Raw genomic sequence first — 24848 nt, 5'->3', positions numbered from 1 at the left:
CGATGGAGCCAACGCCGCCAGTAGCGCCCCATGATGGGAATTTACAGGCTTTTTATCCTGGTTGGGAGGCTCTCCCGGTGCCAAATGCGTCCGGATCGCGCCGCATTACGACCACCTCCCCCCTCATTGTCGGCGGCACACCGGAGCAGATCGCTGCCATCCGTAAGCAGGCGGCGGCAACCGTTTTGACCCTACCGGTGGCGGCCAGTCCTGCCGTGGTGGCGGATAGCATCCGGCAGCAGGGTGATGTGGAGCATCTGGTTTGGATTGCGCCGTCCTCTGACTTGGGGCGGGAGCTGGGGCAAGCCATGATTGAGGCCCAGGAAACAGGGCTTTTTCAACTGTTTAATTTGGTCAAAGGGTTGCTGCTGTTGGGCTATGGCGATCGGTCCCTACGGTTGACGGTGATCACCACCCAGACCCAGGCCGTCTACCGTAGCGATCGCATTCAACCCGCCCATGCCGGTGTCCATGGCTTGGCTGGTACCCTGGCCCAGGAATACCCCCAGTGGCAGATTCAGGCCCTGGACCTGCCAGCAGCCTGGCCGGTTCAGGACATTTTCCCACCGACCCCACCGACCTTGGACGCCCTGGGCACCCCGCTGGCCTATCGGGATGGGACGTGGTTTAAGTCGGTGCTGTTACCAATCAGGGGGCTGGATGCAGACGGCAATGGCTATCGGCGTGGGGGTGTCTATGTTGTGGTCGGTGGCGGCGGCGGATTGGGCCAGGTGTGGACTCGCTGGATGCAGGAGCATTATCAGGCCCAGGTGATCTGGCTTGGTCGACGACCCGCGGCGGCCCTGGAACAACAGCTGAACGCCCTCGCCAAAGATGGTTTAAAACCCGCTTACTTCCAGGCGGATGCGGCTGAGCCCGGTGTTCTGGAGGGGGTGCTCCAACGAATTCGCCAGCGCTACGGCAGGATTCACGGCATCGTCCATGCCGCCATGGATGTGTTTGATCTGGCCCTGGCCGATATGACCCCAGAGCGATTTCGCCAGGTGTTGGCGAGCCGGATCAATATCAGCGTGCGGATCGCCGAGGCCGTTCGCCATCAATCCTTAGATTTTATTTTGTTCTTTTCCTCCATGGCATCGTTTGCCAAGGCAGGCGGTTATGGGGGATATGCGTCGGGATGTGTGTTTATGGATGCCTACGCGCGAGCCTTAAACACTGAGCTACCCCATGCGGTGAAGGTGGTCAATTGGGGCTACTGGGGGGTGGGTTCGGGCGAGCGAGTGTCGGCTCAGGTCAAACGCCGCTATCAGCAGCTGGGTATCGAGCCAATTCAGCCCCCCATGGGCATGCAGGGCTTACAGACCCTGATGCAGGGGTCGTTGGAACAAATGGCATTGGTAAATACATCCAGGCCCGATGCCATCGACGGAGTTGCTAGTGCGGCATTGATCTCTCGCCAAACCGATGATCTCCCGCCATCGTTAATCCGAAACATTTTGTTACAGATGGAGACCCATGGAGCAGATGAGTTCGTTTCGCTTGGACATAACTCAAGAATTTGAGACCATCGAGCGCCGAATTGCCGAATTGCTGGCTGGCATATTCGATGCCTATGGGTTCTTCCGGGAACAGAGGTTCACCCTGGAGGAGTTGAAAGCACGGGTATTGTTTAAGCCAGCCTACGATCGCTGGCTGGCGGAGAGCCTGGCCGCGCTCCATCAGTGGGGGCTATTGGGCTGTCGAGATGGGGGGCACTATACCGTGCCCGATACGGAGTGCCCCCCGCTCCATCAGCTGTGGGACCAGTGGCGTCACGCCCGCGCCCAGGCTGGTAGGGACAATCAGGCCCGATGGCAACTGGCGGAAATCTGCCTGCGCGCCCTGCCCGATATGCTGGCAGGCAGGCAACGGGCAACCGACGTAATGTTTCCCGATGCCTCCATGGCCCTGGTTGAGCATCTATACCAGGGGAATGCCGTGGCCGATCTGTTCAACGGTCTGATGGCAGACGCCCTGGTGCAGATCTTAGGGGCGCGGTTGACGACAGATGAAACCCAGACGGTACGCATTCTCGAAATTGGTGCTGGCACGGGCGGAACCACCGTAGAGGTGTTGAAAAAGCTCCAGCCTTTCAAGCATGGGATTGCGGAATATTTGTATACCGATATTTCTCAGTTCTTTCTGCTCCATGCCAGGGAACGGTATGCCCCTGACCATCCATACCTGCGCACGGCTTTGTTCGATGTGGAGTCGCCCCCTGAGTCCCAGGGGATTGAACCTGGACGTTACGACTTTGTGATTGCGACCAACATCTTACATGCTACAAAAAATATTCGTCACACCCTACGCCACGTGAAAACGGCGATGCGGTGCAATGGCATCCTGCTGATCAATGAGGTCAAGGATAAAACCCTGTGGGGCCATGTCACCTTTGGTTTATTGGAGGGGTGGTGGCGTCCTGAGGACAAGGCTCTGCGCATCCCTGGGTCGCCCCTGCTGGCGTCAGAAACTTGGCGGCGGGTACTGGCAGACGAGGGGTTTGATCCGGTGGTGTTCCCCGGTCAGTGGGCCCATGGTCTAGGGCAACAGGTTATTTTAGCGGCCAGTGACGGCTGGGTGCGCCAGAGCATTCCGGAGACCGCTAACCATCAGCCGCCGGTGCCGATAAATAGCAATGGCAGGGGGGGCGGGGCTGAGGTGTCCTTGCGATCGCAAGCAGTCGCTTACTTCAAACAGCTGATGGCCGCCACCCTAAAGCTGCGGGTCGACGAAATCGCAGCTACAGAACCGTTAGAAAGCTATGGTATCGACTCGATTTTAATCAATCGTGTTAACGCCAAACTCAGGGCAAATTTTGGAGATGTGCGCAGTACCCTGTTGTTCGAGGCCCAGACCATTGACGCCCTGGCTGACCATTTTATTCACCATCAACGGCCAGCTCTGGAACGTGTGCTGAGGGCCAAGAGTTCCCCTAGTCAGGCGGTTATGCCAGTGGTGTCTGCCCCAGGTCTGGCAGGCACCGAAACCACGGTATCTGCTGAACGCCATCGCCCCCAGAGTGAGAGTCAGAGTGAGGGGCAGAGTGACGGGCAGAGTGGCGGTCCGGCTCTGGCCTCCGAAATCGCCATTATCGGTATTAGCGGTCACTATGCTCAGGCGGACAACCTGGATACATTCTGGAAAAATCTGGAAGCTGGCCACCATTGCGTCACAGAAATTCCGGCGGACCGATGGTCCCTGGATGGCTTCTTTGAAGCAGATATGGAAAAGGCGGTCAAGCAGACTAAAAGCTATAGCAAGTGGGGCAGTTTTCTCCCAGGCTTTGCCGATTTTGATCCGTTGTTTTTTGGTATACCCCCCAGCGAGGCCATGAAAATGGACCCCCAGGAACGGCTGTTTTTGCAGGCCACCTGGGAGGCCCTGGAAGACGCCGGTCACACACGCACCATGCTGGCAGACCAGTACGGTGGCAGAGTTGGGGTTTTTGTCGGCATCTCGCGCACGGGGTTCGAGCTGTTTGGTGCTGATTTTCAAGCCCGTGGCGGCCGCTTCCAACCCCGTACTTCCTTTGGTTCAGCGGCCAATCGAGTTTCCTATTTTTTAAATATCCACGGACCGAGCATGCCCATCGATACCATGTGCTCCTCCTCGTTGGTTGCCATCCATGAGGCCTGTGAGCATTTGCGTCGGGGCACCTGTGATCTGGTGATCGCCGGGGGCGTGAATCTCTTCTTGCATCCGTCGAGCTATGTCGAACTGTGTGCCAGTGGCATGTTGTCCCAGGATGGCAAGTGCAAATCCTTCGGGGCGGGCGGCGACGGCTTTGTGCCTGGGGAAGGGGTGGGGGCAGTGGTTCTGAAACCGCTACAGCGGGCGATCGCAGATGGGGACAACATCCACGCTGTCATTCGGGGCTCCAGCGTCAACCATGGCGGCAAGACCAATGGCTACACGGTGCCCAATCCCTTAGCCCAACGGGATCTGATCCAGGTGGCTTTAGCGCAGGCGGGGGTCCATGCGCGGTCGATGAGTTATATCGAAGCCCATGGCACGGGTACGGAATTGGGCGACCCGATTGAGATCACCGGCCTCTCCCTAGCCTTCGAATCGGACACGGATGACACGGGCTTTTGCGCCATTGGCTCCGTCAAATCCAATCTGGGTCATCTAGAGGCGGCGGCGGGTATCGCCGGTCTCACCAAAGTTGTCCTGCAGCTCAAACATGGACGGCTGACCCCCAGTTTGCATGCGACAGCGTTGAATCCAAATATCAGCTTTGAGAAAACACCATTTTACGTCCAGCGCCAGGCCGGTCCCTGGCCAAGACCTGAATTGGCACTGCAGGGCGAATCGCGTCAGTATCCAAGGTTGGCTGGTGTATCGTCCTTTGGGGCCGGTGGCACCAATGCCCATGTCGTGCTGGAGGAGTTTCAGCAGGTTCAACGTCCCCAGACTGCTGGGTTAGCTGATGCGGGGCAACCGGCAGTGATTGTGCTGTCGGCGAAAAATGAGGCGGGCTTGCAACGCTCAGCCCGTCAGCTCCTGGCTTATTTGGAAAAAATGCCGGAGATAGACGCTCAATGGTTGCACGATGCCGCCTTCTCGCTGCAAGTTGGGCGCGAAGCGATGGCGGAACGCCTGGGCTGCGTGGTCTCTTCCGGGGATGAGCTGATCGATCAGCTACGACGGTTTGTCCGTAATGGCAGCGATGAGCATAGGCTGCATCGGGGCCAGATGGGGGGGCACCGTGATGCCCTGGCCTTCAGTGGTGATGACGATCTGCGCGATGTTGTGGCGGCCTGGATACAGCACCGCAAGTACGACAAACTGCTAAGCCTTTGGGTTTGGGGTGGGGAATTTGATTGGCACCGTCTGCATGCCCCGGGTACCCGGCGTCGAGTCAGCCTGCCCACCTATCCTTTTGATTGCGATCGCTACTGGTTTGACAGAGATATAACCTCTCCTAGCCCGACGCCGTCAGCCTCTACCTTAATGATGGTGCCGCAATGGCAGCCCAGGCCCTTGATGGCCAGCCAGGGCCAATGGACACAGCATTACATCCTGCTGTGCGATCTGGGTGAATGTAGCCCTGACGCTTGGGCTGGGTTTCAGGCCAGGGGCATCACCTGCCACCTTATGGAGAGCCAGGCTGATCAAATCCATGGGCGATTCGCGGATTACGCGGCCCAGCTCCTTGATCTGCTCCGCACCCTACTCCGGGACCGGTCTGCGACCACATTAATTCAATTGGTGGTGCCAACCGGGGGTGAAGCGCAGCTGCATAGCGGTCTTAGCGGGATGCTAAAAACTGCATACCAGGAAAATCCCAACCTCCACGGTCAGGTGATTGAAGTGGATCCATCCGAGGGGATGGCGGCGATTGGGGAGCGTCTGATACAGGACAGTCATTCTCCGGGGGACACTCACATCCGCTATGGCCATGGGGAGCGTCTGGTGCAAACGTGGCAAGAATTGGCCATGACGGACGCCGTGACTCCCCCCTGGCGGGACAACGGCGTCTATTTGATATCCGGGGGGGCCGGGGGGCTGGGGTTGCTGTTTGCCCGAGAGATTGCCACCCAGGCCCAGGATGTCATCTTGATTCTCACGGGGCGTTCCGACCTCAGCGATGGCCAACGGGAAAGCCTGCGGCAGCTTGAGGCCGATGTGGCAGTGCGGGGGGCTCGCCTGGACTATTGCCAGACCGATGTTTGCGATCGCGCCTCCGTCGATCGCCTGGCCCACCATATTCAAACCCAGTTTGGCCGACTGGATGGCATCCTCCATGCCGCCGGTCTGGTGCGGGATAGCTTTATTCTCAAAAAGAATCCAGCCGATCTAAGAGACGTCCTGGCCCCCAAGGTATCCGGCACCGTTAATTTGGCAGCGGCCTTTGCCGCCCTGGCCCCCGAGGTATTTATTTTATTTTCATCGGTGTCTGGGGTGATGGGTAACCCAGGGCAAGCAGATTACGCCGCCGCCAATGGCTTTATGAACGCCTGGGCCGAGCATTGCCGTCAGGCGCTGTCAGCCGAGCTGGCTAGGCAATTGCCCCAGCTAGCTGGGAAATTGCCCCAGAGAACCGTCGCCCTATGCTGGCCCCTCTGGCAGCAAGGGGGAATGGGGCTGGATGTCGCCACAGCGGATGCTTTGGAACAAAACACAGGCATGATGGCCATGCCCGTAGCGGCAGGCATGGACGCCTGCTACCGAGCCTTGGCGGCCAATCAAGCCCAGGTGATGATCGCCTACGGTGATGCTGCCCAGCTGCGCAGGACATTCCTTAGGCAGGAACCGGTAGGTGAGAGTGAATCCCGACGGTCTCGCCTGCCCCATCTCGCCCGCCATGCTCGGGAAAGACTCTGGCAGCGGACCCTGGGGCGGCTGGTGCAGCTGTTTGGCGAGGTCATTCAATTACATCCAGACCGGATCGATGTCCAGGCGTCCATGGAGGACTTCGGCGTGGACTCGATCATCGTCACCCAGATGAACCAAAAGCTGGCACCAGTCTTTCAGAAGTTCCCTAAGACCTTATTTTTTGAATATCCCACCCTGGCCTCCCTATGCAGTTATTTTGTCGACACCTTTCCGGCGGAATGCGCCAGCTGGACGGGGCTGTCGTTGGCGTCCCCACTGTCGTCCCAGCCGATGGCCACGGGGCTGACTGGGCGACCGGATCCGAGCTCCGCTCAAGATAGTAATGATAGCCATAACAGCCGCCCCCCTGAGGCTCGAGGGCAGCAAGTCAGTAGGGGCTCAGGGAGGAAACCCAGCCCCACCGCCCAGGAGCCGATTGCCATTATCGGGCTGAGTGCTCGGTTTCCCCAGGCCGAAACCCTGGATGCGTTTTGGTCAATGTTGAGATCGGGGACCCATGTAGTGACAGAAATTCCATCCGAACGCTGGCCCTTAGCCGGTTTCTATGAGCCAGACCCAAAGCAGGCGGTGGCCCAGGGTAAAAGCTATGGCAAATGGGGGGCATTTCTGGAGGGATTTGCCGACTTCGATCCGCTCTTTTTCAATCTTTCTCCCCAGGAAGCATTGAGAATGGACCCCCAGGAACGGTTGTTTCTGCAAACGTCATGGTCGGCCCTGGAAGATGCGGGGTACACCCCCGCTCGCTTGGCGCAGTGCTGCGATCGCAACGTGGGAGTGTTCGCGGGCATCACCAAGACCGGTTATGACCTGTACGGACCGGAACTGTGGCAGACGGGGGATACCCTGCAACCCCGGACGTCTTTTGCGTCCGTGGCGAATCGGGTGTCTTTTCTGCTGAATCTCAAAGGCCCCAGCATGCCGGTGGACACCATGTGTTCCTCATCGCTGACTGCTATCCATGAAGCTTGCCAGCGGTTACGCTTGGGTGACTGCGCCATGGCCCTGGCGGGCGGGGTAAACCTGTACCTGCATCCTGCCAACTACGTTGAATTATCAACTCTCCAGATGCTCTCAAAGGATGGGCGCTGTCGTAGCTTTGGGAACGGGGGCGACGGTTTTGTACCCGGAGAGGGTGTCGCCGTTGTCTTACTGAAGCCCCTGGTCAACGCCGTGGCCGATGGCGATCAGATCCACGCCGTCATTCGGGGCAGTCGGGTCAACCATGGCGGCAGAACCAATGGGTATACGGTGCCCAATCCCAAGGCTCAAGCAGACCTGATTCGTCGGACTCTGGATCAAGCCGGGGTTGATGCCAGGACGGTCAGTTATGTGGAGGCCCATGGCACTGGCACCTCCCTGGGCGACCCGATTGAAGTGGAGGGACTGACCCAAGCATTTCGGGCGGATACAAGCGCCACGGGGTTCTGTGCTCTGGGCTCGGTCAAGTCCAACCTGGGCCATCTGGAGGCGGCAGCTGGCATTGCTGGTCTGGTCAAGATTTTGCTACAGATGCGCCATCGACAGCTGGTGCCCAGTCTGCATGCAGCGGAGTTAAATCCCCATATTGAGTTTGACGATACTCCGTTCCAGCTGCAACAGACATTGGCAGATTGGCCGCGACCCACCGTGGGCGTCAACGATGCCATCCAGGAAGCCCCTCGCATCGCTTGCCTTTCATCCTTTGGTGCGGGTGGGTCTAACGCCCATGTGGTGGTGGAAGAGTATCCCGGTGGACTGGCCGCTACAGATGCCCCCTCCCCAATCAGGGCCACTCCCCAGCCGGTGGGCCCTGTGGGCATCGTTCTATCGGCGAAAACCCAGGAGCGGTTGCAGGTGTATGCCAAACGCCTCAAGGATTTTCTGGTGGACCATCGATCAGTGCTGGACGGGCGACTGCAAGACATTGCCTATACGCTTCAACTGGGTCGCGTCGCTATGGATGAACGGTTGGCCATGGCGGTGTCGACCCTGGATGAACTCTTGGACAACCTGGATGGGTTTTTGCAGGGGCGGAACCGGGGGGCGAATTGTTTTCAGGGGCGTAGGGGGCGCGATCGCACCCCCCTAGCTTTAATTAGCAACGACGAGGACTTCGGCGAGACGGTTGACCGCTGGATACAACGGGGCAAGCTGAGCAAATTGCTGGAACTCTGGACCCAAGGTCTGAGCATCGACTGGACGCGGCTATACCAGGCCACCCAACCCGGTATCGTCAGTTTGCCCACCTATCCCTTTGCCAGGGAGCGCTATTGGCTGCCAGAACTAAAACGGTCGAAGCCAGCTGTCCATGACATCGCCGTGCATGACACCGCCATTCATAAAACCGTTGCTAAGGAGCTAGATACCCAGGCGGTGACCGAGTGGACGTTGCACCCGGTGTGGGATGGGGTTTGCCCCAAAGCAGTGGAGCGATTTCCCGATGGCAATGCCGCCATTGCAATCATTGGCGGCACTCCGGATCAGCTGAGGGCCGTACGCCAGGACTATCCGTCGGCACAGCCATTGGAACTGCCCAATACCGCCGGTTTGGACCCGTGGTCTGCCATCTTGGATCGCCTACCAGGGTTGGCTCATATCCTTTGGATTGCGCCTGAAACTGAGCCATTATCGCTAGTGGACGACCGGGTGATTGAGGCCCAGGACATCGGTGTCATTCAAATTTTTCGGTTAGTCAAAGCGTTGCTTTCCCTGGGCTATGGTCAAAAACCGTTGGGTTGGACCGTAATTACTGACCAGGCCCAGGCCGTGCTTCCGACGGAGCCCATTCATCCCATCCATGCCGGTATCCATGGATTTGTCGGCAGTATGGCGAAGGAATTTCCCCAATGGCAGGTGCGGCTGCTGGATCTAGACGCCCAGCCCTGGCCGGATGACCTGTGGACCATCCCCCCCAACCCTCAAGGGGAAGCCCTGGCCTACCGGGGAAACCAGTGGTTCCAGCAAGCGCTAATACCGGTGCAGGATCTGGCGGTCAACCCAGAACCGTTCCGGACCCAGGGTACGTACATCATCATTGGTGGCGCGGGAGGGCTGGGGGAGGTGCTGTCTCGACATCTGATCCAGCATTGGCAGGCCCAGGTGATTTGGGTGGGACGGCGGCCCTTGAATCCGGATATTCAAACCAAAATCGACGCCCTGGCAGCGCTGGGGGCGGCTCCCTGGTATCTTTCGGCGGATGCCGCCAACGTCAGTGACCTGGAGAGGGTTCGCAACGCCGTTCAACAAAAGTACGGCTCGATTCACGGGGTGGTCCATTCGGCCCTGGGCAGCTATGACCAGAGTTTAATGGCCATGGATGAGGCCCAATTCCGCTCCGTCCTTTCCGCCAAGGTTGATATCACAGTGCGGGTTGCCCAGGTGTTTGCAGACGCGCCGTTGGATGTCATCCTTTTCTTCTCGTCCCTGGCCTCCTTTGGCAAGGTGCGGGGCATGAGCAGCTATGCGGCTGGCTGTGTCTTCCAAGATGCCTTTGCCCTGGGGCTCTCCCAGATCTGCTCTATCCCTGTCAAGGTGATCAACTGGGGCTTTTGGAGCATCGGCGGCGGTGCCAGAATCTCGGATACCCTCAGGCGGCATCTCCAAGAGACCGAGGGAGTACAGCCGATCAATGCTGACGTGGGCATGGGGGTATTAGAACAGTGCATCAGTAGCAACCTCTCCCCATGGGCCTTTATCAAATCCGATGCCTCAAGGCCCCCTCGGGGTGTGGTGTTGGATCAGACCATAGCCCAGGCACCCAGAGTTGTGCCGTCATGCTTGCCGACCCTGGCGGAATTCTCACCCGCCATTGCAGTTCCAGCCGTGCATCCGCTTCTGGCTGAGCTGGATGTCTGGATGGTGAAATTATTGTTGGCCCAGTTTTTGCAAATGGGTGTATTGCAGAACGGCGTCATCGAAAACAGTGCCACCCTGCGACAGCGCATGGGGGTGCTGGCCAAGTATCAGATTTGGTGGGATGAGGTGATGTCGGCCTTTGGCCAACAGGGATGGGTCCACCTCAACAACGGCACCATCACCGTTGAGGATGCCGCATTGCTTGAAAACCCTGATCTGATCTGGCGGCAATGGCAGGCGTTTTGTCAACAAACCGATCAGGATGATGAGATGCGGCCACTGACCGCCATCATTGATGAATGCTTTCGGGCACTGCCTGCCATTGTGCGCGGCCACACATTAATTACGGACATTCTATTTCCGGCAGGTGCCGTGAACAAAATGGAAGTCCTCTATAAGGACAACTCCATCGCCCATTTCTTTAATACGGCCCTGGCGGAAGTTGCCGCTGCCTGGTTACAGCAGCGCCTGGACGTCGATCCTCAAGCCCAAATTCGCATCCTCGAAATTGGTGCGGGGACCGGTGGGACCACATCCACAGTGCTGCCCCACCTGGCCCCGTTCAAACAGGCGATCGCAACCTATTGCTACACGGACATTTCCAATTCGTTTTTGATGGATGCCGCCCAGCGGTATGGTGCGACCCATCCCTACCTGGAATACAAAATTTGTGACATCGAGCAGCCCTTGGCGGCACAGGGTTTGGAGGTGGGGACCTATGACCTGGTGATTGCCACCAATGTATTGCATGCCACTCACTCCATGGGTAATACGGTGCGCAATGCCAAGGCCGCCCTGGCGGAAAATGGGGTGCTACTGCTCAATGAGATGACCGCCAAAACGGTATTTGCCACCTTAATTTTTGGCTTAATCGACGGTTGGTCCCTGGCCCAAGATACTCACCTGCGGATTCCCGGTAGTCCCGGTCTGACCCCCGCTGCTTGGCGGCAGCTATTGGCGGAAACTGGCTTTAAGCACATCCAACTGCCGGTGCCCTCGGCCCAACCCCTGGCCCAGCAAATTATTGTGGCGGAGAGCGACGGCGTGATCAGACAGAAGCGATCTCAAGTTGCCCCTGAACCGATCGCCTTGCCCGTGGCGGAGCGTCACCAGCCACTAGAGAGCCACACGGAGCCAACCATAGACAAATCGGCCTATGTGCAACAGCAGATCGTCGCTTGCCTGTCTCGGACCCTGCGGCTGGATGACAGTCGGTTCGAACTGGATGTGTCATTTTCCGATTACGGTGTGGACTCCATCTTAGGGGCGCAGTTTATCACCTTAGTCAGTGCAGCGTTAGATATTGACCTGAATACGACGATTATTTTCAATTACCCCACCGTGGAGCGACTCAGTGCCCATGTTCTGGAAGCCTATGGCGATCGCATTACCCCGCCTGCGCCCGATCGAGCCCCCGAGTTAGAGACACCGGGTGCCCAGGAACCCCTGGGTGCCCAGGAACCCCTGGGGGGCCAGACTACCCCCGCCTCCAGCCCTGGGCAGGCACCCAGATCAAGGCCGCAGACAACACCGACCGTTTCCCAATCCCCTAGCACCTCCCCAGCTGCCACCGACATTGCCGTTATCGGACTTTCCCTACAGGTCCCTGGTGCCCAAACCCCCCCCGACTTTTGGCAACACCTGCTCAGCGGTCAGAACGCGGTGAGCGAATTGCCGGCCCATTATCTGGACCGTGAAACGTACTACAGCCCACAGCGGCAAAAGGGTAAAACCTACTGCCACCAGGGCGGTGTGCTAAAGGATCGAGATTGTTTTGATCCTTTGTTCTTCAATCTTTCCCCCCGCGATGCGGAATCCATGAATCCGCATCAGCGCTTGATTATGCAGGAGGGCTGGAAGGCCCTTGAGGACGCAGGATACAATCCAAAATCTTTGGCTGGTGTTCCGACTGGCATCTTTGTGGGCTCCGAACCAAACGGCTATTTCCATGAGACCTTTACGGGGGCATCGGAGGCCATTATTGCCTCCAGGCTATCCTACTTCCTGAATCTGCGGGGACCGGCCCTGGTGGTTAATACAGGGTGTTCTTCTGCGGCGACGGCCCTGCATCTGGCCTGTGAAAGCCTCAGAAATGGCGAGTGCTCCATGGCCCTGGCGGGGGGCGTCTATGCGTCGATGAACCAGGCCCATCTAATTTCACTATCGGAAATTGAAATGCTGTCGCCGTCGGGTTGCTGCCGCACCTTTGATGCCGAGGGTGATGGCATGGTGTTGTCGGAAGGCGTCGGTATGGTCACACTGAAACGCCTGGCAGACGCCGAAAGGGACGGCGATCCCATCTACGGTGTGATTGCGGCCTCCGGGCTGAATCAGGACGGAGCCAGCAACGGCATCACAGCCCCCAGCGGTGTGGCCCAGGAAGAATTGATCACCGATGTTTATCAGCGTTATGGCATCAACCCAGAGGATATCAGCTATGTCGAGGCCCATGGCACGGGCACCCGTCTGGGGGACCCGGTGGAAGCCAATGCCCTGACCCAGGCATTTCGCAGATTTACAAATCGGCAGCACTATTGCGCCCTGGGCAGTGCCAAAGCCCACATTGGTCACACGGCTGCCGGGGCCGGGATAATTGGCTTGATCAAGGTATTGCTATCGTTGCAACACCGCAAACTGCCGGGGTTACCCCATTTTGAAACCCTCAACCCCCGGATTGAATTTGACCATGCCCCCTTCTTTATTCCTGCTCAGACAACGGATTGGTCGAGGGATGATGGCAAGCCCCTAATGGCGGCTTTGAGTTCCTTTGGCCACAGTGGCACCAATGTCCATTTTGTGATTCGTGAATATCAGCCGCCGCTATGGGCACCCACGGATGAGTCGGTTCAAATGCCATCGAATCCTGCGATCGTGCCGCTTTCCGCCAAAGATGAGCGGCGGCTCAGACAGGTGGTGCAACAGTTGCGGGGGTATTTGCGTGACACTCCGCGGGCTGCCGGGCCAGGGACCCTCAGGAATCTTGCCTATACGCTGCAAACGGGCCGCGAAGCGATGAATTGCCGTATGGCATTGGTCGTCCATAACCTGGCTGAACTACAGCAAGCGCTGACTGACTGGTTAGCGGATGGGGCCTCGGGGAGAACTGATGGCAGCCTGGCAGCTAACTCTCCTGACCAACTGTCTCAATGGCTGGCAGAGGAGAGGTTTGAAGCCATTGCTGATTATTGGTCCCAGGGAGGGTCAGTGGATTGGCAGCGGCTGTATGGCGATCGCAAACCGGTCCGCATCCATTTGCCCACGTACCCCTTTGCCAAGGAACGCTATTGGGCAAACGGAGCCACCCAAACAGGCATGGGGGCTGCACCTGTCTTGGCGGCTACAGCGCCTACGCCCCTTGATGGTGCTGACACCAGCGACTACCTGCTCGCATCTCCCGCCTGGCAAACGGTCCCAGTTACCTCCAGTGTATCTATGCCTGAAGGGATGCAGCGACTGATTATCCTTTGTGCTGAAACCACTACTGCCATAGAACGGATCTGCGAACGGCTGGCGACAGCCAATGCCTCAGTCATCCGTTTAGACCGACACTCAACCCCGCTGGATACCGCCTATACCGACTTTTCCTTGCAGGTCTTTCAGCACGTCCGCAATAGACTGCAATCCCATGGCAGAACAAAAACCCTGGTGCAGGTGGTGATTCCTGACGATGCAGAGGCCTCGGTGTTGCTGGGCATTACCGGGTTATTGCACACTGCCCAGCAGGAGAATCCAAAACTACAGGGGCAGGTGATCGCCCTGGATGTCAGTGACACCGACCAGGGACTGCTGACTAAAATCGAAGCTAATGCCCGCTGCGCCCAGGACACTCTGATCCGCTACGAAAATGGGGTTCGACAGGTCATCCGATGGCATGAATTGAGTCCTGGTGACCTGTCTGCCTCTGGCCTGCCCTGGAAGGACCAAGGCATTTATTTGATTACCGGTGGGGCCGGTGGTATTGGTTTGATTTTTGCCAGTGAAATTGCCAGTCGGGTTAATCAGGCCACCCTTGTGCTCATTGGCCGATCACCCCTCACATCAGAAAAAGAAGCCCGCCTTAATGCGATCGCACAGAACGGCACCCGCATCGACTATCGCCAGGTCGATATCAGTCAACCGCAGCAGGTGCAGGCCCTGATCCTGGATATTCAGGCTAACCACGGTCCCTTGAACGGCGTAATCCATGCAGCAGGGATTCACCGGGATAATTACCTTATCCACAAGCCAGATGACGAGTTTAGAGCTGTTCTAGCCCCTAAGGTCCAGGGCACCGTTAACCTTGACCAAAGTCTGGCCGCTACTCCTTTAGACTTTTTTGCCCTGTTTTCCTCCGGGGCGGCGGTGACCGGCAATTTGGGCCAGGCCGACTATGCCGCTGCCAATGGGTTTATGGATCAGTTCGCCACCCAGCGACAAAGACTCGTGGCCGCAGGGCAACGATTTGGCCAAACCCTGTCCATCAATTGGCCCCTTTGGCAGCAGGGGGGCATGCAGGTGGATGCGGCCACGGTGGCGCTGATGCACCAGCGGACCGGCATGAAGGCGATGCAGACCACCATCGGCATCCAGGCCTTTTACCAGGCACTGATGGCCAAACACCCCCAGGTGGGTGTGGTTACTGGAGATCTTGCCACCATTCGGCAGCGGTTGTTTGGGACGCCGCATAAGGCTGAAACAGTCCGCCAGACTGGGCCGATTGATCAGCAGGACCTGAGGGCCGCAACGCTACAGCAACTCAAACAGTTGTTGGGCGCACGCCTTAAACTGTCACCGGAACGGATTGCCTCCCAGGAGCCCTTTGAGCGCTATGGCATTGATTCGATCCTGATCACAGATCTCAATCAGGATCTTGAAGCCGTCTTTGGGGAAATTTCCAAGACCCTATTTTTCGAATATCAAACCTTGAGTGCCCTGACGGATTATTTCGTGGCAGACCATCCAGAGGATTGCCAGCGCTGGTGTGGTTTGGGGGGTAAGTCTAGTGGTAATCCCACACCAGCTGTCAGTGCAGCGGTCCCGACCGCTTTGGCCGCCGGGGCTATCAAGGCAACCGGCGGACCCCGCCAGGAACCGATTGCCATCATTGGCATTAGCGGTCATTATCCCCAAGCAGATTCGCTAGCGGCCTTCTGGTCCAATCTGTCTGTGGGCCAGGATGGTGTAACGGAAATCCCGCCCGAGCGTTGGTCCCTGGAGGGATTTTATCTGGAGCAACCGGAGGAAGCGGTGGCCCAGGCCATGAGCTATGGCAAGTGGGGCAGCTTCCTTGACGGGTTCGCGGAGTTTGACCCCCAGTTCTTTAACATTTCGGGGCGCGAAGCCATGAGTATGGACCCCCAGGAACGGCTGTTCTTGCAATCGGCCTGGGCCGCGCTGGAGGATGCTGGCTACACTCGGGAAACCCTGCAATCTCGGTTTGATGGCAATGTCGGTGTGTTTGCTGGCATCACCAAGACCGGTTATGACCTGCACGGGGCGGAGTGGCGTCAGCATGGAAAACTGTTTTATCCCCACACGTCCTTTGGATCCGTGGCTAATCGGGTCTCCTATCTGCTGAACCTGCATGGCCCCAGCATGCCCATTGATACCATGTGCTCCTCCTCGTTGGTTGCCATCCATGAGGCCTGTGAGCGATTACGTCAGGGTGTTTGTCCAATGGCGATCGCAGGTGGGGTCAATCTTTACCTGCACCCCACCAACTATGTTGAGCTATCGGCCCTGAAAATGCTTTCTAAGGGCGGGAAATGCCGCAGTTTTGGGGAGGGGGGCGACGGTTTTGTCCCCGGCGAGGGCGTCGGCGTTGTGATCTTAAAACCCCTGACCCAGGCCTTGCAGGATCGGGACCATATCCACGGTGTGATTCGGGCGACGGCGGTCAACCATGGGGGTAAGACCAACGGCTATACCGTTCCTAACCCCAAGGCCCAGGCCGAGTTGATCCGCAAAACATTAGATCTAGCAGGCATCCACGCACGCACCGTCAGTTATGTGGAGGCCCACGGCACCGGGACGGCGCTGGGGGACCCGATTGAGGTCACTGGCCTCACCCAGGCCTTTCACCATGACACCACGGACGTGGGCTTCTGCGCATTGGGGTCGGTCAAGTCCAATATCGGTCACCTGGAGGCCGCTGCCGGGATGGCAGGGCTGACCAAAATTCTCTTGCAGATGAAGCACGGAAAACTGGCACCCAGCCTGCATGCCGATCGATTGAATCCGAACATTTCTTTCGAGAACACCCCCTTCCAGGTACAGCGCTCACTGGCGGACTGGCACCGTCCCCAGGTCAACGTTGATGGCACCCCCAGGGAATATCCCCGCATCGCCGGGTTGTCATCATTTGGGGCAGGAGGAGCCAACGCCCATGTGATTCTCGAAGAGTACATGGACGAAACTATCCATCCCCCGCAAGCCGATGCCGACAACCCGCCAGCGGTATTTGTGCTGTCCGCTAAAAATGAAGACCGTCTCAGGGATTACGCGAGGGCGATGCGGGACCACCTGCAAAACCATATATCAGCCAACCAGCTACCTGATTTCCTCTACACCTTACAAGTTGGCCGAGAGGCCATGGATCAGCGGCTGGCCATGGTGGTTCATTCCCAATCTGAGCTGGTGGCCAACCTTAGCCTTTTCATTGATGGCCAACCCCTGGGTAAAGACTGTTGTCGGGGACAAGTGGATCACGAACAGGAAATCTCGACCGGGGCAGCGACCACTATCAATCCCAGCAGTCTAGACCCGACCAGGCTGGCCCAGGCCTGGGTGCAGGGGCATCCGGTCAACTGGCATCAACGTTATCGGACCCGACCACCGCGCCGTCTGGCCGCCCCCACTTATCCGTTTGCCCGAGAACGGTATTGGATTGCACCGGGGGAACTGTCCGGTGATGGTGATCGGCCAATCCTGACCCATGCCGTTTCCAGGCCAACGCCCACAGAGTTCTCGACGCCGCCATTGCAGAAGATCCAGAGAGTGCTTGCTCAAGCCCCAGATAACCAGATGAATTTTGTCAGCCCTGCTGCCAAACCCAAGGATCTCTTACTGCGTAATCTGAGCGTTCCGGTGGCCCCGGATCTACAGGATATGGCCACATCGCCCTTGTCCAATAGCCCTGAGCCGCAACTCTCCGAAGGAACGCTAATCCGTAGCTTAAAGAGGAGTTTGGCCAAGGCCCTGTTTATTGATGAAGGGGCGATCGCAATCAATCAACCCTATATCGACATGGGCCTGGATTCCATCGTTGGCGTTGAATGGGTCCATGCCATCAACAAGGAGTTCGGACTGAGCCTATCGGCCACCCGAGTGTACGATTTTCCCACCATCCGTCAATTGGCCACATATTTACGGCAGGCCTTAGCCGACACAACCCAGGCAACAGAACCTGCCACCCCCAGGGTCGCCAACTCCGATGGGGCAACCGCCAACTCCGATGGACCCGTATCCGAGGCACCCATATCCAATGGGTCAGCACCCACACCGACACCCACACCGACACCCACATCGACCGTGCAAGAGCCCGCCTATGGATTCACAACGGCCCAATTAGAGACCTTCTTAGTCACCAGTTTAGCCAAGGCGCTGTTCATTGAACCCAAGGCCATCGGCACCAAGAAGCCTTTTGTCGATTTTGGCCTAGATTCCATTGTCGGTGTGGAATGGGTGCACGCTATCAATACGGAATTTGGCGTGAATTTATCGGCAACTCGGGTTTACGATTACCCGACTATCCAGGCGCTGGCGCAGCACCTCAAGAACATCCTGCCTGTCCCACCCACCGTGCCGCCACCGGCCCCCGCTTCCCTCTCTTCTCCGTCTCCCCCAGCACACCCATTAGAGACGTCCGTTGCTAGTCGCGATCGCCAGCCGTCATCCACCCCACCCCCCGAACCCATCGCCGTCGTCGGCATGTCAGGCCGATATCCGCAGGCTAAGGATCTGGAGCAGTTCTGGCAGAACCTGGCTGTCGGTCAGAATTCCATTCGTGAAGTTCCTCGCGATCGCTGGAATGTGGATGCCTATTTTGATCCTAATCCTTCCACACCGGGCAAGATCTACTGCAAATGGTTGGGTGCCCTGGATGAGGTCGACTGCTTCGACCCATTGTTTTTCGGCATTTCCCCTGCCGAAGCCGAAGGCATGGACCCGCAGCATCGGTTGTTTCTAGAAGAAGGCTACCGAGCCTTTGAGGATGCGGGCTACGGTTCCCGCCTGCTGAGCAATGTCAACTGTGGCGTCTACATGGGGGTGATGAGCTATGAGTACGCCTTTTTGCTCCAGCAGCGTCAGGCCGAGTTAACCAACACTGGCAATAGTTTTGCCATCGGCGCGGCCCGCATTCCCTATTTCCTCAATCTAAAGGGACCGGCAATCCCCGTTGATACCGCCTGTTCTTCCTCTTTGGTGGCCATTCATCTCGCCTGTCAGGCCCTCAGGCAGCGGGAGATTGACATGGCCCTGGCGGGAGGTGTCAGCCTGTATCTGATTCCAGAATCCTATGTGGGCATGTGCGCCGCTGGTATGGTGTCGCCTGATGGTCAATGCAAAGCCTTTGATGATGATGCCAATGGGTTTGTCCCTGGAGAAGGGGCTGGCAGTGTGGTTTTAAAACGTCTTGCCGATGCAGAAAGGGACGGTGATCATATTTATGGACTGATCATCGCTTCTGGCATCAACCAGGATGGCAAAACCAATGGCATCACCGCCCCCAGTGCCCAGCGCCAGATCGATCTATTGCAGAGCATCTACACTACCTATGGCATCGACCCCAGCACCATCAGTTATGTCGAAACCCATGGCACCGGCACCAGGCTGGGCGACCCAATCGAGCTAGAGGCCTTAACTACGGCCTTCCGTCAGTCAACCGATGGTCAGCAATTCTGCGCCCTGGGCTCGGTGAAGAGCAACATTGGTCACACCTCGGCGGCGGCTGGTGTGGCAGGCGTACAAAAGACACTGCTGGCCATGCAGCACCAACAACTGCCCGCCAGTTTGCACTTTAAAAAGCCAAATCGCCACTTCAAGTTTGCCGAGTCGCCGTTCTATGTAAATACCGAACTCAAGGCCTGGCCAACGGAGCCGTCTTCCCCTCGTCGGGCTGCCGTGAGCGCCTTCGGATTCAGTGGCACCAATGCCCATCTGGTGTTGGAAGACTATGTGGGACCACCCTCTGCGTCGCCAGCACCGAGTGGGCCATCCCCCGTGGTCATCGTGCTTTCCGCCAGACGAGTAGACCAATTACAAACAGTAGTCCGTCAGTTACATGATCATTTAATTGCCACCGAGACCCCAGATGCCATCGAGTTACCGTCATTGGCCTACACCCTCCAGGTAGGCAGGGCTGAACTGGAGGAACGGCTGGCTTTTATTGTGGATTCGATGGATGAACTGATTCAAGCGCTACAGGGATTTCTGGCGGATGCGCCCGGTCATGCCCGGTACTTTCGGGGGCAGGTCAACCCCCATGATGAAACGGTCCAGGCCCTCGTGGATGATGATGCCTTTATAGAAACTGTTGACCAGTGGATGCAACAGGGCAATCTCGATAGCGTTTTGCAATTGTGGGTAAAAGGCCTGGATGTGGATTGGCACCGTTTGTATGGCAGTGCCAGGCCAAGGCGCATCAGTTTGCCCACCTACCCGTTTGCCCGCCATCGCTGCTGGGTAGATGCAGTGGCAGAAAACCCAGGGGGCAGTAGTACCCTGCCTCAATCCTCAGCCACGCAACGTCCACTACTCTCCCCCCTGCAACTGCCAACGCTGACTCTAAAGGACCTTGATCCCCTCGGAGTTGCCAGGGACTTTGTGCCAGCTGCTTTAGAAGACTTGTTGGCCCAATTGCTATGGGGCATATTGCAAGCCATGGGGCTGTTTCAACGAGGCTCTTTTGACTTGTCTGCAGCCATGGCCGCTGGCAAGATTCGTCAGGGATACGAACGTTGGCTACAGGCAGCTCTCCAAGACTTTGTCCGGCGGGGGCAGCTGGATTATTCTGCTGGCAAGTTTGTCACCCCCGATGCTCATCCACCCAGCCTTACATCCCTCTGGACTCTGTGGGACTTGCAGCAGCAGATTGAAAGCCGTGATCCACTCAAGCAGGCCCAGTTTCCCTTGATTGAGGCTTGCCTGCGCTCCTTGCCAGAGATTCTACAAGGCGATCGCACCGCCGTGGAAGTGATGTTCCCAGATGCTTCACTAGAGCTGGTGGAACCGTTTTATCAAGGCAATCCGGTGTCAGACCTGTTCAACGAGATCCTCAGTCGCACACTGACGAGTTGCATCGAACAGCGTATTGCCGCCGATCCTGAGGCTCGCATTCGCATCCTTGAGATCGGTGCCGGTACCGGTGGCATGACCGCTGCTGTATTGCCATGCCTCAAAGCCTTTGGTCAGCATGTGGTCGAATATTGTCACACGGATATTTCCAAATCGTTTCAGTTCCATGCCGAAGAGCAATTTGTTCCAGACTATCCCTTTGTTCGTGCTCAACTGTTCGATGTGGAACGACCGCCTACAGAACAGGGTGTGGCCCAGGGACAATACGACTTTGTTATTGCTAGCAATGTGTTGCATGCCACGCGCAACATCCGGCGTACCGTGGGTCATGCCCGTTCGGTGCTACGGTCCAATGGGCTCTTGTTAATTAACGAAATCAGCCGCAAGTCTTTGCTCGGGCATCTCACCTTTGGGCTGCTAGATGGCTGGTGGCTGAATGAAGACAACGAATTACGCATCCCTGGTTCACCGGCTCTATATCCCGAGACTTGGGAAAAGGTGCTAAGAGAGGAGGGCTTCGCATCGGTGGTTTTCCCCTGTGGGGAATCCCATGAACTGGGGCAACAGATTCTGGCGGCTTCCCTGGGCACACCCCAAAATATTTCTGGGAAAAAAGAGTTTCTGGCTTGTCAGGAAGACTGGGGTGCGGCCCCGCTTGAGAAAGAGTTTTTGACTTGCCAGGAAGACTGGTATGCGGCCCCGATTGAGGTGGCTGATTGGACGCCAAGAATCGATGCGGTCAAGACGAACGAAGTGCTGGTTATCAGTGCAAAATTAGAAGATGCAGACGCCATCACGAAGGTTTGCGAGACCGTCGCCAGGCTGGCTGAATATCCAGCCAATACCTGGACGGTGAGGCATTTATCCCTTGACACCCATGGGTTGGATGAAACCCTGTTGGCTGCCATTGTTCGGGGGGATGTCACTCACCCCCTCACCATTTTTCTGTGTGTGCCACCGATAGTCGATGACGGCATCGATCAGCTTGCTCAGGTGTTTGCCACTGTTCAGTCTGTGATGCGGGTGATGCATGCCAGGTCGACACGTTTCTATTGTTGTTATACGGAACCCACCGCTGCACACTGGTTGTACGGTGAGGCCTTGACGGGATTATTTAAGTCCGCGATGGCAGAGTCGGTGAACCATCGCTATCGGGTGGTGTCCCATGACGCCGCATCAGCTACAGACGGACGCACAGCTTTGAGAATAGTCCAGGAATGGCTGTGCGATGAAACCCAGGAACTGCCAGTGGCGATGGTGCCCATGGTCCGTTACGAACAGGGACAACGTTACGAATTGCGGGCGGCTGAATCAATGCCGCCTGCGGATGAGCTTAATGTATTTCGTCAGGGGGCCACATACCTGATGGTGGGTGCCCTTGGCCCTGCTGGATTGCAGGTTTGCGAAGAATTGGGCCGTCGGTATCAAGCGCGGTTGGTGCTCTTTTCTCGGCGCGGGGAACATCAGGCGGAGGCCGCGTTGAATCGGATCAGGGCCGCTGGTGCCACGGTGCTCTATCGCTCCGTCGATATTGTGGACCAAACTGCCTTGGGGCAGGCGATGGCGTCCGTCAAGGCCGAGGGGGTGACACTCAACGGGGTGATCCACATGGCGCGACGGGTGGCCGATGCCCCGATTGTTCAGAAGAATTTCCATGATTTTGTCGAGGTGATGGCGGCCAAGGTCATGGGTGGGTTAAACCTTGATGCCGTGACCGCCGATGAACCGTTGGACTTTTTTCTGATGTATTCCTCAATGGCGGCATTTGGTATCCAGGGCTCGCCGGATTATGCCTTCTCCGCAGCGTATCAAAATACCCTGGCTCGGTTTCGCGACCAACAAGTCTCCCAGGGACGACGTTCAGGGCGGACCCGGTCCATCTGTTGGGGACAGTGGGATGTGGATGGTGTGGTCTCCTCAGAACAGTTGCCTAAACGACTGGAACGCCTGCGCGGCATGGGTATGGATGCCATTGATGCGGCCTCTGCCATGGCCCTGATGCAGGCCTCTGTCAGGTATGACACCAGTGTGGTGGGCTTTATGGCCGTTTTTGATCGCGAGCGGGTGCGGCGCACGCTGGGGCTGGGGGCGGATAGCCATGTCAGTGAAGAGGCGATCGCAAACGGAATCAAAGCTTATGAGCACCAGCAATGGACGGATTTGGATCTGGCTCGATTCTTGGATTCAGTTCCCGACCAGGATCTGACTGACTCCATCCAAGCTGAAATCATTCGGGTGATCCGTGCTGCTGATTCGTTTTCACGACCTGCTGAACGGCCTGCTGGAAAGAAACGCAACAGCAACGGTGCTCGTATTGATACTGGGCAACAGCCCTCTAACAGCCCAATCCAAGTCGCAATTAGCCCTAAGCCAGCGTCTAAAGACTCAGATCCATTACGAGCGGCCATTTTGGCCAGTATCAAGAAGACCCTGAAGATTCCGGAAAGCGAACTGGATTGGAACCATCCACTCCAGGATTACGGATTGGATTCGATTATTGCCATGCAACTGGCCACCACATTAGAAAAGCATTTAAATTGTCCAGTGCAACCCCGATGGCTGATTGAGTATCCGACGCTAAATTTACTGATGGAAAAACTAAATAAGGAAGTGAAAGACAATCCATCAAATTAATCCCGTGGCAGCGGCACAACCGGCTCCAAAAGAGAGGACGCGAATCGACTGGTTCGAAAGATGATGACAATCATGACAGAACCAAGCAGATACCAAGCATATGGGTGAATAGGGGGAATTGAATCGAGCCAATGGGTGAACCAGTTGCTCGTCAGGTGAAGATTTTCCACAATAGAGTAGTGGTATTGATAGAGATAGATTCCAAAGCAAAGGATCAGAACAAGCCACATGGCGAGGGTAATACTTTGCAATACCATGGCCGCCAAGCGAGATTCGAGCGAGACTTCTCCTTCAAACTCAAACGCTCGTCTGGTGAGTGCAGGTGTCAGTAGTTCATACAAGTCATTGATGCGTTGCATCATGTCCGGTGGCTGTTGTATTTGCTTACATTTCATCCGGCGAAATTTTCCTTCCAGATACATCTGTATTTCCGCTACAAAATCAAACCCTGGATTCAGAATGCTGATGTTTTGGTCTAATGTGTCAAAAGTACGTCTCATCCTCAGGTACTGCCAATTCACACCAATTTTGAACTCGGCCATGATTTGACCGAGTTCGGCTGAAGAGCTGCCAATGGACTTTTCGTAGTAAGGCAGATTCTTGATCATGCTGCGGGCTGCCTGTTTGTTGAGTACTCGGACAATTCGCCTTTTCACTTTCACGAGGTCTATCGGTGGCAGTTGGCCCATGGTGAGCAATAATAGCTCGGCTGCCTTGTCAAATGCCCCTTCGGCCATAGCTCGGAAATATTGATCGTACTGGGCAGCAAACTTCGGATCGAGTCTGCCAACACTGCCAAAATCAATCAACGCCAGCTTGCTGTTTCTCAGAAGAATAATATTGCCCGAATGTAAATCACCATGAAAAAGTAAATCTTCATACAGTTGTCTGAAAGCACTTTGTAAGAGTTCCTGGGCAACTTTACAGGGATCAATGTTATTTTCTGCAAGCCAGTGCTTGACTCTTTTAGGATCGTCCCTTAATACACTGTTGAAATCACTAACAAATACACCGTCAATGAATTCCATGACAAGAACACGGTCGGTGTTGAACTCCAGATAGACATCAGGCACATAGATTCCATGATCAGTAAGTGTTTGCTTGAGCCTGAGCATGTTGCTGGCCTCCAACCGATAGTCCAACTCCTCTTCCATGCTCGCCTGAATTTCCTGAAGCATTTCATCTAACCTTAAATACTGTAGGGCCTTGAATTGACCCAGAAGATTGAATGCCAGGTTCAACAAGTTAAAGTCATATCGAAAATATTCGGCTGCGTAGGGACGTTGAACTTTAATGACCACCCAGTTACCTGCCTGTTTGCGCCTCGCCTTGTGCACCTGAGAGAGAGAGGCGGCGGCAAACGGTTCCAGCTCGAAATCATCAAATACTTCATCGATAGAAGTTCCCAACTGCGCCTCAATGATCTCCATAGAAAGTTGGGGTGAAAATATCATGGCGCGATCCTGAAGTTTTGCAAGTTCCCTACAAAACTCTAGTGAAAACAAATCGGTTCGCATGGCGAATATCTGCCCCACTTTGATCCACATGCCGCCTAAGAGTTCTAGAAACTCACGCACCTTGGCTGCTCTGCCCTCTTCAGAACCTTGCAGAACGATGTCACGCAAAAAATTGAGCACCAACAGCAACAGTCGCCCTAAGATAAAGAAGATCCGCCAAAATTGCGGTTTACTGACCGGCACTTCTTGCAACGCCTTTTTCTCCGATGGTTGTAGTAATGGCGTTGTACATTGGCTTTTCTTTAGCAT

At 56.4% G+C, this 24848-nt stretch carries 3 protein-coding genes (1 of these 3 only partly in view); 2 read left to right on the top strand and 1 reads right to left on the bottom strand.

Annotated elements, in window-relative coordinates:
* Together U2F10_RS34605 and U2F10_RS34600 are read left to right on the top strand one after the other, a co-directional pair.
* A protein-coding gene (locus tag U2F10_RS34605) for an SDR family NAD(P)-dependent oxidoreductase (RefSeq protein ID WP_499874696.1) crosses the window boundary here: on the top strand, positions 1-1523 show its 3' portion. It extends 6778 nt beyond the left edge of the window; 1523 of the gene's 8301 nt are visible here — the last part of the coding sequence; its start codon lies off the left edge, out of view; the stop codon is at positions 1521-1523.
* A complete protein-coding gene (locus U2F10_RS34600; RefSeq protein ID WP_499874694.1) occupies positions 1486-23082 on the top strand; it encodes an SDR family NAD(P)-dependent oxidoreductase in 21597 nt (7198 codons plus the stop codon). The genes U2F10_RS34605 and U2F10_RS34600 overlap by 38 nt, the downstream gene beginning before the upstream one ends.
* On the opposite strand, the gene U2F10_RS34595 is transcribed toward U2F10_RS34600, so the two are convergent.
* The gene (locus tag U2F10_RS34595) at positions 23079-24848 is read right to left on the bottom strand and encodes an ABC1 kinase family protein (protein WP_499874693.1); all 1770 of its coding nucleotides are present in this window, start codon (positions 24846-24848) and stop codon (positions 23079-23081) included. The genes U2F10_RS34600 and U2F10_RS34595 overlap by 4 nt on opposite strands.

The organism is Leptothoe sp. EHU-05/26/07-4, from assembly GCF_043421015.1.
In the GTDB taxonomy this organism is placed as follows: Bacteria; Cyanobacteriota; Cyanobacteriia; order Phormidesmidales; family Phormidesmidaceae; genus Leptothoe; species Leptothoe turfae.
Note: the sequence above shows the minus strand (reverse complement) of the source record. Positions and strands in the feature narration are given on the sequence as shown.

Bases quoted from the DNA above. Each gene is read 5' to 3' on its own strand.
- U2F10_RS34600 (WP_499874694.1), top strand. From the start codon at position 1,486: ATGAGTTCGTTTCGCTTGGACATAACTCAAGAATTTGAGACCATCGAG.
- U2F10_RS34595 (WP_499874693.1), bottom strand. From the start codon at position 24,848: ATGCTAAAGAAAAGCCAATGTACAACGCCATTACTACAACCATCGGAG.